The 14,807-nt window shown below is 67.5% G+C and carries 12 protein-coding genes; 9 read left to right on the plus strand and 3 right to left on the minus strand.

Annotated features, from left to right (window positions below; genetic code table 11):
• Positions 1 to 50: 50 nt before the first annotated feature.
• Positions 51 to 491 (minus strand): DUF5788 family protein, encoded by a 441-nt coding sequence (locus HUG10_RS14105; protein WP_179170182.1) that lies wholly within the window; start codon positions 489 to 491, stop codon positions 51 to 53.
• Between the two features lie 752 nt (positions 492 to 1,243).
• Here HUG10_RS14105 and HUG10_RS14110 point away from each other — a divergent pair.
• The 6 genes from HUG10_RS14110 to HUG10_RS14135 all read left to right on the plus strand — a co-directional run bounded on the left by HUG10_RS14110 (position 1,244) and on the right by HUG10_RS14135 (position 9,531).
• A complete protein-coding gene (locus tag HUG10_RS14110; protein WP_179170183.1) occupies positions 1,244 to 2,947 on the plus strand; it encodes an acyl-CoA mutase large subunit family protein in 1,704 nt (567 codons plus the stop codon).
• Between the two features lie 138 nt (positions 2,948 to 3,085).
• Positions 3,086 to 5,083: an acetate--CoA ligase gene (gene acs, locus HUG10_RS14115; protein WP_179170184.1), complete on the plus strand. Its 1,998-nt coding sequence runs from the start codon at positions 3,086 to 3,088 to the stop codon at positions 5,081 to 5,083.
• 192 nt (positions 5,084 to 5,275) lie between these two features.
• Positions 5,276 to 5,713, plus strand: a complete 438-nt coding sequence (locus tag HUG10_RS14120) for a DUF4212 domain-containing protein (RefSeq protein ID WP_179170185.1) — start codon at positions 5,276 to 5,278, stop codon at positions 5,711 to 5,713.
• Positions 5,710 to 7,386 (plus strand): VC_2705 family sodium/solute symporter, encoded by a 1,677-nt coding sequence (locus HUG10_RS14125; RefSeq protein ID WP_179170186.1) that lies wholly within the window; start codon positions 5,710 to 5,712, stop codon positions 7,384 to 7,386. Before HUG10_RS14120 ends, HUG10_RS14125 begins: the two co-directional genes overlap by 4 nt.
• Before the next feature lie 165 nt (positions 7,387 to 7,551).
• The gene (locus HUG10_RS14130; protein WP_179170187.1) at positions 7,552 to 7,767 is read left to right on the plus strand and encodes a hypothetical protein; all 216 of its coding nucleotides are present in this window, start codon (positions 7,552 to 7,554) and stop codon (positions 7,765 to 7,767) included.
• A gap of 153 nt (positions 7,768 to 7,920) precedes the next feature.
• Positions 7,921 to 9,531 carry a long-chain-fatty-acid--CoA ligase gene (locus HUG10_RS14135; RefSeq protein ID WP_179170188.1) on the plus strand — a complete coding sequence of 537 codons (1,611 nt, stop codon included), beginning with the start codon at positions 7,921 to 7,923 and terminating at the stop codon, positions 9,529 to 9,531.
• 190 nt (positions 9,532 to 9,721) lie between these two features.
• Here the strand turns inward: HUG10_RS14135 and HUG10_RS14140 are convergent, their stop codons facing one another.
• Both HUG10_RS14140 and HUG10_RS14145 read right to left on the minus strand, forming a co-directional pair.
• Positions 9,722 to 10,525 carry a P-loop NTPase gene (locus HUG10_RS14140; protein ID WP_179170189.1) on the minus strand — a complete coding sequence of 268 codons (804 nt, stop codon included), beginning with the start codon at positions 10,523 to 10,525 and terminating at the stop codon, positions 9,722 to 9,724.
• Positions 10,526 to 10,587: 62 nt separating this feature from the next.
• Positions 10,588 to 11,349, minus strand: coding sequence for a GNAT family N-acetyltransferase (locus tag HUG10_RS14145; RefSeq protein ID WP_179170190.1), 762 nt, complete (start codon positions 11,347 to 11,349; stop codon positions 10,588 to 10,590).
• A gap of 98 nt (positions 11,350 to 11,447) precedes the next feature.
• On the opposite strand from HUG10_RS14145, the gene HUG10_RS14150 reads away from it, so the two are divergent.
• From HUG10_RS14150 to HUG10_RS14160, 3 genes are all read left to right on the plus strand, one after another.
• Positions 11,448 to 12,122 carry a haloacid dehalogenase type II gene (locus HUG10_RS14150; protein ID WP_179170191.1) on the plus strand — a complete coding sequence of 225 codons (675 nt, stop codon included), beginning with the start codon at positions 11,448 to 11,450 and terminating at the stop codon, positions 12,120 to 12,122.
• 242 nt (positions 12,123 to 12,364) lie between these two features.
• Positions 12,365 to 13,744, plus strand: a complete 1,380-nt coding sequence (locus tag HUG10_RS14155) for a substrate-binding protein (RefSeq protein WP_179170192.1) — start codon at positions 12,365 to 12,367, stop codon at positions 13,742 to 13,744.
• 91 nt (positions 13,745 to 13,835) lie between these two features.
• On the plus strand, positions 13,836 to 14,807 hold the full coding sequence (locus HUG10_RS14160; RefSeq protein WP_179170193.1) for a branched-chain amino acid ABC transporter permease: 972 nt from the start codon (positions 13,836 to 13,838) through the stop codon (positions 14,805 to 14,807).

Below are 14,807 nucleotides of genomic sequence, written 5' to 3' on the forward strand. Positions count from 1 at the left end.
GGGAGACTCGGACGTTACGGTCGCCGACGGCTCGACCTGACCGGCGGACGCTACCGACCGCCGCGCCGCCGGCTCGCGTCCTCGTGGCCGAGCGCCTTCTTCAGGAAGCTCATCCATCGCTTCTGGTCCATCGCCTCCTGGCGCTCCGCCTCGGATTCGATGTCGGCCGGCTCGAGCTGTTCGAGCGCCTCCAGCGCCCGGTCGATGCCGATGATGCTCGCGGCGAGGTCCTCGCCGGTCGCGAAGTCCACCTCGTTCTCCTCGATGGGCTCGAGCCGGTCGAGCCGTTCGCGTCGGAGGTTCCGCTTGGCCCGTTCGACCCGGTCGCGCTCGCCCGCGGGAACGGTGTCCCGGCGCTTGATCTCGAAGACGAACTCCCGGAGGTCGATCTCCTCGCCCTGTACGGTGATCTGCTCGGGGATGGCCGCGCCGATGGTCGCGCTCTCGCGGTTGACGCGCTCGAGGAGTTGCTTCTGTTCGTACGGCTGCACTTATGCGTGTACGTTGGTGTGTGGCGCTCTTTTGTCTGTCGTTGGCGCGTCTCGGTCGTACTCTTCAGTTGAGTCAGCGGCGCTTCACCGGTGACGGATGCCTCGACAGCCCCCACGGTTCTCGGGTCGGTGCGGCCGCTGTGCTCCTCGTGCTCACTCGCTTCGCTCGTTCCCACTGCGGTGCTTGTCGGTCCGCGCCTACGGAAGACTCGCTCCGCTCGTCTTCCGAGCCCTCGTTCGCTTTGCTCACGAGGGCTTCCCCTAGAACTGCGGCCCCTTTCAGTCCCTCCCGGCTGTCACCACCCCCTCCCCAGCCGATTCGCTCGCCTTCGGCTCGCTAATCCCTCGCGCGCATCCGCCGGACACGGAGGTCCGGCGGCACGCGCCAAGCGGTGGATTCCCCCGCGAAACGTCTGGAATCGTAGCCACGTCGCTCGTCCAAACTCCGCCAGGGTGGGAATGGAAGGGGCCGTGGGTCTCGGCGAACCCCGACCCCGCAAGCACCGCAGGCGAGGGAGCGCCAGTGACCGAGCCGAGGAGCGCAGCGCGGGTCGCGGGAGCCGAGACCCACGGGGCTTCCGCTGTCGTCACTACGATACGACTCGACGCCTCTCGGACAGCCCTCTCCGACACATGCCACCCGAACTCGGAACGGACGACTACCTCGACATCGAGTAAACACCCCGAAAACAACCCACATCAGGCTTCCCACAGCCGAACCCTTAATGAGCGCTCCGGCAATTCTTTCGTGCATGTACGACGACGAGGACCTCGCCGACATCCGCGAGGCCCGCGAGGAGTGGGAGACCGAGAGCCGGGACCCGGCCGTCGACGCCCACGGCGAGCGCAAGGAGCGGTTCGCGACCGTCTCGAACCTGGAGATCGACGACCTGTACACCCCGGAGGACGTCGCGGACCTCGACTACGAGGAGGACCTCGGCTTCCCCGGCGAGGAGCCGTACACCCGCGGCCCGTACCCGACGATGTACCGCGGCCGTACCTGGACGATGCGCCAGTTCGCTGGCTTCGGCACCGCCGAGGAGACGAACGAGCGCTTCCACTACCTCATCGAGAACGGCCAGACCGGGCTCTCGACGGCGTTCGACATGCCCAGCCTGATGGGCAAGGACTCCGACGACCCGCTCTCGGACGGCGAGGTCGGCAAGGAGGGCGTCGCCGTCGACACCCTCCGGGACATGGAGATCCTCTTCGACGGCATCGACGTCGGCGAGGTGTCCACCTCGTTCACCATCAACCCCTCCGCGCCCGTGATCTTCGCGATGTACGTCGCGCTCGCGGACCGGAAGGGCGTCCCGCGCGAGCAGCTCCGGGGCACCTTCCAGAACGACATGCTGAAGGAGTTCATCGCGCAGAAGGAGTGGGTCATCCCGCCGGAGCCCTCCCTCGATCTGGTCACCGACACCGTCGAGTTCGCCATCGACGAGACGCCGGGGATCTACCCCATCTCGGTGTCGGGCTACCACATCCGCGAGGCCGGATCGACCGCCATCCAGGAGCTCGCGTTCACCCTCGCCGACGGCTTCGCCTACGTCGAGGACGCCGCCGAGCGCGGGATGGTCGCGGACGTGGTCGCCCCGCAGCTCTCCTTCTTCTTCAACTCGCACAACTCCATCTTCGAGGAGGTGGCGAAGTTCCGCGCCGCCCGTCGCGTGTACGCGAACGTGATGGACGAGTGGTACGGCGCCGAGGCCGACGCCGCGAAGCGCCTGAAGTTCCACACGCAGACCGCCGGCCAGTCGCTCACGGCCCAGCAACCCCTCAACAACATCGTCCGCGTGACGATCCAGGCGCTCGCGGGCGTGCTCGGCGGCACCCAGAGCCTCCACACCAACTCCTTCGACGAGGCGCTCGCACTCCCCGGCGAGGAGGCGGTCCGCGTGGCGCTCCGCACCCAGCAGATCATCGCCGAGGAGTCCGGCGCGGCCGACAGCGTGGACCCGCTCGCCGGCTCGTTCATGGTCGAGAGTCTGACCGACGAGGTCGAGGAGAAGACGATGGCGTACCTTGAGGAGATCAGGGAGATGGGCGACGGCTCGGTCCGCGACGGCGTGCTGGAGGGCATCGAGCAGGGCTACTTCCACCGCGAGATCCAGGAGGCGTCCTACGAGTACCAGGAGCGCGTCGAGGAGGGCGAGGAGGTCGTCGTCGGCGTCAACAAGTACGCGGTCGAGGACGACCCCGACACGGACCTGCTCCACGTCGACGAGGAGACCCAGGAGCGCCAGCTCGCCCGGCTCGCCGAGGTCAAGGCCGAGCGCGACGACGAGGCGGTCGAGGCGGCGCTCGACTCGCTCGACGAGGCCATCGAGAACGGCGAGAACGTCATGCCGGTGCTCGTGGACGCGGTGAAGACGTACGCGACGATGGGCGAGATCATGGACGTGTTCGAACGCCACTACGGCGCGTACCGCGAGAAGATCGGGCTGGCGTCGTAGCCGGGCCACCCCGTCGACTCCCGGCGGAAGCGCCGGACCACGCGCCCTCGTTTCACGGCCGGGAAAATCGCAAGCAAGCGGATACAATCGCGCAGTGAGGTAGGTTTATCACGGTCGATTCCGACTTTTCCGGTGAGTATGTCCGACGATGACGTGCAACTGGAGGCGCGGCTCGCGGAGCAGGAGGAGTTCGAGCCGCCTGCCGAGTTCGTCGAGCAGGCGAACGTCTCCGACGCCGGAATCTACGACGAGTTCGAGGAGAACTGGCCGGAGTGCTGGGAGAGCGCGGCCGAGATGCTCGACTGGGACGAGGAGTACGATCAGGTACTCGACGACTCCAACCCGCCGTTCTACGAGTGGTTCACCGACGGCACGCTGAACGCCTCGGCGAACTGTCTCGATCGGCACCTCGAGGAGCGCGGGGACGAGGTCGCCATCGAGTGGATCGGCGAACCCACCGACGAGGAGAATCGGACGTTCACCTACGAGGAGCTCCACCGCGAGGTGAACGAGTTCGCCGCGTCGCTGCGGGAGATGGGCGTCGGCGAGGGCGATATCGTGACGATGTACATGCCGATGGTGCCCGAACTGCCCATCGCCATGCTGGCGTGCGCCCGTATCGGCGCGCCCCACTCGGTCGTCTTCGCCGGCTTCTCCGCGGAGGCGCTCGCCACGCGGATGAACTCGGCCGACTCGGAGTACCTCGTCACCTGCGACGGCTACTACCGCCGCGGCGACCCGCTCGACCACCTCGACAAGGCCAACGAGGGGCTCTCGATGGTCGACCACGAGGTGTCCGACGTCGTCGTCGTCGACCGCCTGGGACCGAACGGCGACGGCTTCGGCCACGACCTCGCGGACAACCAGAGCGACTACGGCGAACTCGTCGAGGAGCAGTCGGGCGAGACCGTCGACCCGGTGGGACGGGACGCCGAGGACATGCTGTTCCTCATGTACACCTCGGGGACCACGGGCCAGCCGAAGGGCGTGAAGCACACCACCGCCGGCTACCTGGCGTGGGCCGCCTGGACCTCCCACTCCGTGCTCGACGTGAAGCCGGATGACACGTACTTCTGCGCGGCCGACATCGGCTGGATCACGGGCCACTCGTACATCGTGTACGGGCCGCTCGCGCTCGGCACGACGTCGGTGATGTACGAGGGAACCCCGGACTACCCCGAGCGCGACCGCCTCTGGGAGATCATCGAGGAGTACGAGGTGAACCAGCTGTACACCGCGCCGACCGCCATCCGCGCGTTCATGAAGTGGGGCGGGGAGTACCCCGACCGGCACGACCTCTCCAGCCTCCGCCTGCTGGGCACCGTCGGCGAGCCCATCAACCCGCGCGCGTGGAAGTGGTACTACAAGCACATCGGCGACGAGTCCTGCCCCGTCGTGGACACGTGGTGGCAGACCGAGACGGGCGGCATGATGGTTACCACCCTGCCGGGCGTCAAGAACATGAAGCCCGGCTCCGCGGGGCCGCCGCTGCCGGGCATCGACGCGCGGATCGTCGACACGAACGGCGAGGAGGTGGAGGCCGGCCGCGCGGGTTACCTGACCGTCAACAAGCCCTGGCCCGGGATGTTGCGGACGCTGTACAACAACGACGAGCGCTTCATCGAGGAGTACTGGAAGGAGTACTCCGACGTCGACTCGGACGACCCCGACGACTGGGTGTACTTCCCCGAGGACGGCGCGAAGATCGACGATGACGGGTACATCACCGTCCTCGGCCGCGTCGACGACGTCATCAACGTCTCCGGCCACCGGCTGGGAACGATGGAGATCGAGTCGGCCATCGTCGGCGTCGAGGGCGTCGCCGAGGCCGCGGTCGTCGGCGGCGACCACGACGTGAAGGGCGAGGCCGTCTACGCCTACGTTATCCTCGAGGACGGCTACGAGGGCGACGACGAGATGCACGACCGCATCGTCGCCGGCGTCGAGGACGCCATCGGCCCCATCGCGCGGCCCGAGGGCGTCGTCTTCACGCCTGAACTCCCGAAGACCCGCTCCGGGAAGATCATGCGCCGCCTGCTGGAGGACATCGCCAACGAGGACGAACTCGGCGACACGTCGACGCTGCGGAACCCGGACGTCGTGGAGGACATCCGGGTGAAGGTGCAGGAGGAGTAGGCGACCGACCGGGCCGGCCCGTCTTCGGCCCATTGTCCGTGCTCGGTGAGCTGCAGCCGTCGACCGAGTCCGTGACCAGCGCGTTTCCGCGAGGACCGGTTCGGTTCCCAACAGTTTTATTCGGAATTTCAAATATTATAACATATGTACGAGCCAGAGAAATTATTATGAACAATTGCGATTGTCCAGCGGATGGTCGACAGAGACGGGGGAGACGAATCGACCGAAGCGGACGGGGGAACGGTTTCACAGCACGCCCGGGACCACCGGGAGACGAACTACCTCGAGCGGGAGGTGAACCTCCTGAACCCGAGCACGCCATTCATGCGGGACCACCTCCGCGTGGTCTGGACGGGTTTCGTCGCCTGGGCGCTCGTCGTCTTCGGCCCGGTGACGCTGACGTTCGTCGCACCCGGCCCCATGACCGCCCGGATGCCGGTGCTCGGCTTCCCGCTGCACTACTTCCTGGTCGCGATCGGGGCGCCGGGCGGCGCGCTGGTGTTGTCGTTCTGGTACGCGCGAAAGCGTGACCGGCTGGACGAGAAGTACGGCATCGACCACCGGCAGGGAACCGGGACGGCGGCCGGCGACGGGAGCGCCGTCGCCGCGGACGGGGGAACCGACGAATGATCGCCGGCGTCTTCCTCCAGAGCGGCCTCCTCCCGGAGGGGCTGAACGTCTCGTTCAAACTCGCGCCGGCTATCCTGGTCGTCGCCATGCTGACCCTGTTCCTGGGCATCGGATACGCGTTCCGCGTCGCCGACACCGAGGAGATGTGGGTCGCCGGTCGCTCCATCGGGAACGTCGAGAACGGGATGGCCATCGGCGCGAACTGGATGTCGGCCGCGTCGTACCTCGGGATGGCGGCGCTCATCGCGCTGTCAGGGTTCTACGGCCTCGCGTTCGTCGTCGGCTGGTCGGCGGGCTACTTCATCCTCCTCATCTTCCTGGCCGCGCAGATGCGCCGGTTCGGGAAGTACACCGCCCCAGATTTCGTCGGCGATCGCTTCAACTCCGACGCCGCCCGGGCCATCGCGGCGGTCACGACGTTCCTCATCGGCTTCGTATACGCCATCGGGCAGGCGCGCGGCATGGGCCTGGTCGGGCTCTACATCTTCGGCGACATCGGTATCCCCGGGCTGAGCGGCTACCAGTCGATGGTCGTCCTGATGATGACGATCACCGTCGGCTACCTGACGCTCTCGGGGATGCTGGGCGCGACGAAGAACATGGCCGTCCAGTTCGTCATCCTCATCGTCGCGTTCCTCGTCGGCCTGTACGCGGTCGGCTACACGCAGGGGTACTCGACGGTCCTGCCCCAGATCGAGTACGGGGCGATGATCGGCTCGCTCAGTTCGGAGTTCAGCGAGCCGTTCGTCAACGAGAGCTACTACCTCTGGATCGCGACGGCGTTCTCGCTGGTCGTCGGGACCTGCGGGCTGCCGCACGTGCTCGTGCGGTTCTACACGGTCGAGAGCGAGCGGACCGCCCGCTGGTCGACCGTCTGGGGCCTGTTCTTCATCTGCCTGCTGTACCTCTCGGCGCCGGCGTTCGCCGCCTTCGGGACCGACCTGTACACGAAGAACATCGGCCCGACGTTCGGTGACCCCGGGATGACCAGCGCCGCCGGCGACGTCATCGTCGTGCTGGCGACGCAGTTGGCGGGACTGCCCCAGTGGTTCGTCGGCATCGTCGCGGCGGGCGGCATCGCCGCGGCCATCGCGACGGTGTCCGGCCTGTTCATCGCCGGCTCGTCGGCCATCTCCCACGACATCTACGCGACCATCGTCAACGAGGACGCGAGCCAGCGCCAGCAGGTGCTGGTCGGCCGTCTGAGCATCGTCGCGCTCGGCGTCGTCACGACGCTGGCCGCGCTGGACCCCGCGGCGCCCATCGCCGCGCTGGTCTCGTACGCGTTCTCGCTCGCCGGCGCGGTCCTGTTCCCGATGTTCTTCCTCGGACTCTGGTGGGAGAACACGAACCGGCAGGGCGCGCTGGCGGGCATGACGACCGGCCTGGTCATCTGGACCGTCCCGATGATCAACGAGGTGCTGCCGACCTACGTCGGCTCCGGCGAGCCCTACTCGGCGACGCTGGCGGCGGTGGTGCCCGCGATCGGGTCGGCGCTGATCGCCGTTCCCGTCGTGTTCGCCGTCACCATCGGCGTCTCGCTGCTGACGGGCGAACCCGATATGGAGACCAAGCGGCTGGTCCGGCAGTGTCACAGCCCGGAGCCGATGACGAGGATGCAGTCCGCCGAGGACATCGCGGCGACCGACGGCGGCGAACCGGGGGACGACTGACCGTGTCCGAACCCGCTTCCGTTCCGACCGACGGGAACGTCGTCGCGGAACTGGCGGTCGCCGGGGCGACCTGCGCTCGCCGTCGACGAGCGAGGTCGGGAGAGCCTCGGGGGTGCACGCCACACCACGGTCGACGATGAGCGTCACCCGTCGCGAGTGCCGGCGATGAGCCGGCTCGAAGCGATCGGCGAACACGTCCGGGAGAACCGGTCGGGCATGTTCGTCGACCTCGTGTTCGCCATGACGTGGGTGACGGCAGTCTCCGTCGTCTTCGAGTGGCTCGAGGGGCCGCGCTGGGCCTACTACCTCGCGATGCTCGCGGGCGTCCTCGCCTACTACGGTTTCTTCTGGTCACTGGAGGCCGCGAGGGGTTCGGGCTGAGTCCCCCTCGCCGACCCGATTCCCGAGCGAGGGAACCAACCCGAAAATGGGGAAGATCCGTCCGTTGAGTGCGTCATCGACTTTTCTTCACACTTGACCGGTGGTACCACCCCGCAACGATTATCACGAATGTACCGGAACTTCCGGGCGAGCATGGAGAAACCGCTGCTGGCTACGGACTTCCTCGACCGCGCCCGCCGGAACTACGGGGACCACGAGGCCGTCCTCGCCGTCGACGGGACGCGCTACACCTACGAGGAACTGGGAGCGCGCGCCGACGGGTTCGCCGCGGCGCTGCAGGAACGCGGCGTCGAGAAGGGGGACCGCGTCGCGGTCCTCGACCCGAACACGCACTACCACCTGGAGGCGGCCTACGGGAACTTCCAGGTCGGCGCGGTCCACACGCCGCTGAACTACCGGCTCGTGGAGTCCGACTTCGAGTACATCTTGAACGACGCCGGGGTGACCGCAATATACGCCGACGCCGAGTACGCCGACCGCATCGAGTCCGTCCGCGACACCATCCCGACGGAGACGTTCGTCACGAACGACGCCGACGCCGTCGAGGGCGACTGGGAGGAGTTCGACGCGATCATCGAGGAGGCGGGCGAGTACGACCGCCCCGAGATGCACGAGGACGAGGTGATCACCATCAACTACACCTCGGGCACCACCGGCGACCCGAAGGGCGTCTGTCGGACCCACCGGACCGAGACGCTCCACGCCTACCTCATCTCGGTCCACCAGGAGCTCCGCGACGACGACACCTACCTCTGGACGCTCCCGATGTTCCACGTGAACGGCTGGGGCCACCTCTACGCCGTCACGGGGATGGGCGCCCGGCACGTCTGCACCCGCGGCGTCGACGCCGGCGAGGTGTTCGACCGCCTCCGGAACGAGGACGTGTCGTACTTCTGTGCGGCGCCGACGGTGCTGAAGATGCTCGGCGACCACCACGACGAGCACGGCGGCCCCGTCGACGGCGGGCAGGACGTCCGCGTCGCTACCGCCGGCGCCGCCCCGCCGGAGGCGACCATCCGTACCGTCGAGGACGAGTTCGGCTGGTACCTCAAGCACGTGTACGGCGCCACCGAGACCGGCCCGCTCATCACCACCTCGGACGCCCGGCGGTACTTCGAGGACGGCTCGGACGACCGCTTCGCGGTGAAGAAGACGCAGGGCTTCGGCTACCTCGGCACGGAGATCCGCGTCGTCGACGAGGACGGCGAGGACGTGCCCGAGGACGGCGAGTCGATCGGGGAGATCGTCGTCCGCGGCAACCAGGTAATGGACGGCTACTGGGAGAAGCCCGAGGCGACCGAGGAGGCGTTCAACGACCGCGTGGAGGGGTACTACCACCTGGGCGACCTCGCGGCCGTCGACGGGAACGGGATGCTCGTCATCCAGGACCGCAAGAAGGACATCATCATCTCCGGCGGGGAGAACATCTCCTCCATCGAACTGGAGGACGCGCTGTTCGACCACGACGCGGTCGGCGACGTCGCGGTCATTCCCGTGCCGAGCGAGGAGTGGGGCGAGACGCCCAAGGCGTTCGTCGTCCCCGCGAACGGCGACGTCGGCGACCCGGGGACGAGCGAGGCCGACCTGATCGACTTCTGCCGCGAGCGCCTCGCCTCGTTCAAGGTGCCAAAGCACGTCGAGTTCGTGAAACAGCTCCCGAAGACGGCGACGGGGAAGGTCCAGAAGTACGAACTGCGCCAGCAGGAGTGGGAGGGCGAGGAGCGGATGGTCGGCGAGGGATGATCCGGCACTTCTGACGCAGGTGTCCGGTTTTTCGACGTCGAACGTCCGAATCGAAGATCGCTGAACGACCTCGCTCGGCTCATCGTCGCCCGTCCTCGCGCGCGGAGAAAACACTATCTAACGCTATCCTACCGAACTGCTACTTGTAGCTACGACGGCGGGTTTCGCCTCCCGTACCGACGGCGGTCGGCTACCGGAACACGTCGGTCCCGCCGCCGGCGCTCGCGCCGTCGCCGAAGCGGAAGCCGCCCTGGTCGTTCCCGACCGTCATGCCGAGCACGTCGGGGCGACGGCGCAGCGAGTCGGCGACCTCGCGGTAGGCGGCGGCGGCCCCGGAGTTCGGCGCGTACGCCACCGCCGGCTGGCCGGCGTCCTGCGACTCGGGGATGACCTCGTCGTGCGGGACGTGGCCGAGCAGCGGCGTCTCGAGGAAGTTCGCGATGCGGTTCGCCGGCGGCGAGCGGCCGGTGCCCGACTTGGTCAGCACGACCCCGCCCACGGGCGCGTCGGCGCGCTCGGCGACGGTCATCGTCTTGTCCGCGTCGCGCACCGACGCGACCCGTGGCGTCGAGACGAGCACCGAGGCGTCCGCGAGCCCCATCGGCACGACCGTCTCGCGGCTCACGCCGGCACCCGTGTCGACGATGACGGTGTCGTACCGCGCCTTCAGCGCGTCGAGCGCGCCGGGGAAGCGGTCGAGGTCCGAGTTCACGAACCCGTCGAGTTCCGTCCCGCTCGGCACGACGTCGAAGCCGCCGGGCGCGGGGTAGGTGGCGTCGCCGACGCCCGCGCCGCCCGCGAGCACGTCGTGGAACGTCCTGCCGCCCCCGGTGTCGACGTCGAGGAAGTCGACCGCGTTCGCCATCGCGAGGTCCGCCTCAACGACGACGACCGCCCGGCCGTCCTCGGCCAGCGCGGCAGCGAGGTTGAGGCTCGTCGTCGTCTTCCCAACGCCGCCCTTCGCGCCGACGACGGCGAGCACTCGTCCGTCCATGCCACCACGGCGCGAGGTCCGAACTTAATTACGGTGCCCCGAGTATCCGAACTGATACCGTCTCAGAGGTAGGCTGCGTCCCACCGGGTCGGCTTCCGGCGGTTGCCGCACTCGGGACACTCCACGGTCCCCATCGAGTCCACGAGCGGGGAGAAGCTCTCGCAGTTCCCGCAGAAGTACCCCTCCCGCGTCGTCCGGTCGCTGTCGGAGTAGGACGGGTAGAACGGCGCCTTGGAGGCCCGCTCGGCCTCGTCGTAGGCGACGAACAGCGACCGGCCGTCGGCGGTGACGCGTTCCTCCGTGGTCACCGTCTCCCCGGCGGCGTCCTCGTCCGGGAACTTGGTGTACAGGCGCTCGCTGAACGTCTCGCCACCGATCTCCACCTCGCGCTCGGGGCCGGCCGTGAACCCCTCCTCCGCGTAGAACTCCGTCCCCGACTCGTTCGCGACGAGCACGCGACCCTCGATCCGGGTCGCGCCCCGTTCGAGGAGTTCGGCCTCCACCCGACGGAGCAGGTCGCTCCCGACGCCGTGCCCGCGGTGGTCGGGGTGGACGTGGAGCCAGTCCAGCTGGCCGATCCGCTCGCGTCGGTCGACGAAGTAGCTCTGAACGAAGCCGACGACCTCGCCGTCCTCCTCGGCGACGACGAACACCGCGTCGTCGTCGTCCAGCTCCCTCGAGAGTTCCTCGGTCTCGTACCACGACTCGACGGCGTCCTCGATAGCCCCCTCCGAGAGGACGTGACCGTAGGACGCCTCCAGCGACGCGTTGGCGACCGCACGGACGTCCTCCACGTCGTCGGGGGTTGCATCACGCAGATCCATGTGGGGGTCGTTAGCACGGAAGGGGCCTAAAGTATGCGGCAGTTTCCGACGCTGCCGCGAGCCGTGCCACTTAGTACCAAGAGGCCGATGTCATGGGTATGGCCGAGACGCTCTGCTTCGACATGTACGGGACGCTGTGTGACACGAGCAGCGTCCGGGAGACGCTCGCGGCGGAACTCGCCGTGCCGGAGGCGCTGGTCGCGGAACTCGACGCCACCTGGCGGGCGAAACAGCTCCAGTACTCCTACCAGGCCGCCCTGATGGACGACTACCGGCCGTTCTGGGAAGTGACGCGGGACGCGCTGGCGTTCGCGCTCGACCAGTGGGACGTCGAGGCCGACGAGCCGATCCGCGAGCGACTCCTCGGCGCCTACGAGCACCTCGACCCGTTCCCCGACGCCGTGGAGACGCTGACCAGGCTCTCGGAGGTGGGCCACACCGTGACGGTGCTCTCGAACGGGAACCCGGAGATGCTCGAAACGCTGGCGGAGAACGCCGGCCTGTCGGCCCACCTCGACGACGTCGTCAGCGCCGACGAGGTGTCCACGTTCAAACCGAACCCGACGGTGTACGAGAACGCGGCCGCGCGCACCGGCAGCGACGTCGGGGAGTGCCGCCTCGTCTCCGGCAACGCCTGGGACGTCGCGGGCGCCGGGAACGCCGGGCTCATGACCGCCTGGGTGAACCGGGGCAACGACCCGTTCGAACGGATCGGCGTCGAACCCTCGATCAGGGTCGCCTCGCTCGCGGGCGTCGCGGACGAACTCGCCTGACGGACCCGGCGAACCTGGCAATCGAACCCCAACATATCCGCCTATTTCGGCCGATCACGTCCACGTTCTCCGCCGTCACCGGAAACGGTTCGTGAGTTTCTTTCCCCAATGGCGTGACTGAAACGGCATCAGTGTGATAACCATTATCATAGTGGATATGGGAATCACATATTACCAATATTAACATACACTAAGGGAATATACCCGGAACGTTCATTAACAACCTTCTCACGCGTAGTTGCATGGCTCGAGATACCAACTCGCTGAACAGGCGTGACGTGCTGAAGGCCTCAGGTGCCGCTGGCGTGGCCGGACTCGCCGGACTGGCCGGCTGTACGCAGGACGGCAACGGCGGCGGTAACGGCGGCGGCAACGGTGGCGGCGACGGGGAGGACTACCCGTCGCTCGGCAACTTCCCCATCGAGGGCGACACCGCGACGTTCGGCTTCAACGTGCCGACGTCCGGCCCGTACTCCTCGGAGGGCGAGGACGAACTCCGCGCCTACAAGCTCGCGGTCAAGCACCTCAACAACGGCGGGGGCTGGGTAGACGACTTCGGCGACCTCTCCGGCGATGGCGTGCTCGGATACGAGATCGACTTCGTCGAGGGCGACACGGCGACGGACGCCGACACCGCGCGCGAGTCCGCCTCCCGCATGGTCCAGCGTGACAACGTCATCATGTTCTCGGGCGGCTCCTCGAGCGCGACCGCCATCGCACAGCAGGGCCTTGCACAGAGTCAGAAGGTCCTGTTCATGTGCTGTCTGACCCACTCGAACGACACGACCGGGAAGGACTGCGTTCGGTACAGCTTCCGGGAGATGTTCAACGCGTACATGACCGGGCAGGCGCTGGCGCCCGTCGTCACGGGGGAGTACGGGGACGACCTCTCCTTCTACCAGCTGTACGCCGACTACAGCTGGGGGCAGACCCAGCAGGAGTCGATGAAGCAGTTCTTCGAGGAGGCCGGCTGGTCGCAGGTCGACAGCGTCGCGACGCCGCTCGGCGAGAGCGACTACCAGTCGTACCTCTCGGAGGCGGCCAACTCCGGCGCGGAGGCGCTGTTCCTCAACCACTACGGGCTGGACGGCGCGAACTCCCTCCAGCAGGCCATCGAAGCCGGCCTCGACCAGAACATGGAGATCGTGATGCCGCTGTACAACCGCCCGATGGCCCAGGCGGCCGGCGGCGCCATCGAGGGTATCTTCGGCACCATCGCGTGGGACTCCCAGATCGACAACGAGCCGTCGAACTCCTTCACCCAGTTCTTCGGCGACGAGTACAACGGTCGGGTACCGTCCGGGCCGGCCCAGCTGGCGTACGCCCAGACGCTGCAGTACGCGGCGGCCGCCGAGCGCGCGGGGACGTTCTACCCGCCGGAGGTCATCCGCCAGCTCGAGGACTACGAGTACGACAACATCGGGATGGGCCAGGAGACGATGCGCAAGTGCGACCACCAGGCGCAGCGGGACATCCCGGTCGTCCGGGGGCTGCCCGAGTCCGAACAGGGTCAGGGCCAGTTCTTCGAACTGGTCAACGTCACCTCCCGCGACGACGTGGGCTACGCGTGCGACGAAGGCCCGGCAGCCGAGTGCGAACTCGGCGAGTACGGCGACGAATAGTCCACAGCGACAGACTCGCCACATTAATATTCGATTGTGACACACCCATTAGCATGACTGAAATTCACAGACGCCACGGGGGAGCGACGGCGTGAGCTTGTTCGCAGACCTCCTCGGAGTGTTCCTCAACGGGCTCCAGGCCGGCGCCATCTACATCCTGGTGGCCATGGGGCTCTCGATCATCCTGGGGACACTCAAGTTCGTCAACTTCGCGCACGGTGCGCTGTATCTCATCGGGGCTTACGCCGGCCTCCTCATCGCGAACGAGGTGCGGCTCAGCAACGGGCTGCTCCAGCAGTACGGCTACGAGACGGTGGGACTCGATCTCGGGTTCCTCGCTGCACTGATACTCGTCCCGGTGTTCGTGTTCGTCATCGGGCTCCTGATGGAACGGTACCTCGCACGAGCGTTCTACGACCGTCCCGACATCGACCAGATCCTCGTCACCTTCGGGCTCGCGATTATCGCCCAGGAGGCGTTCCGTGTCCTGTTCGGCGGGCAGAGCATCAACTTCGCCCGCCCGGGCTGGGCGCGCGGGCCCGTCATGTTGCCCGCCATCGGAAACTTCCCCAGGTGGCGGCTTGCCGTCATCGCCATCACCGCGGTGCTGGTGCTCCTCGTGTACCTCCTGGTTGAGTACACGGACTTCGGGCTCATCGTCCGCGCGGGCACCCGCGACCCCGAGATGGTCGAACTGCTCGGCATCAAACTGACCCGCCCGTACATCGTCATGTTCGCCATCGGCGCCGCGCTGGCCGGCGTCGCGGGCGTCGTCGGCGCGCCGCTCGAGAACGTCAACCCGAGCATCGGGATGGAGACGCTGGTCCCGGCGTTCCTCGTGGTCGTCATCGGCGGTGTCGGCTCCATCCGTGGGGCCGTCGTCGGCGGCGTGCTCGTCGGGATGGTGTACGCCATCCTGGTGGGTGCACCGCTGGCGAGCATCCCCGTCATCGGCGGCGCCATCTCCTGGTCGGCCTGGTCGCAGGTCGGCATCTACGCACTCGCTGCGCTCATCCTGCTCCTGCGTCCCGAGGGGCTGTTCGGGAGCGAGGAGGTGTCCTGA

This window comes from Halorarum halophilum (assembly GCF_013401515.1).
Lineage (GTDB): Archaea > Halobacteriota > Halobacteria > Halobacteriales > Haloferacaceae > Halorarum > Halorarum halophilum.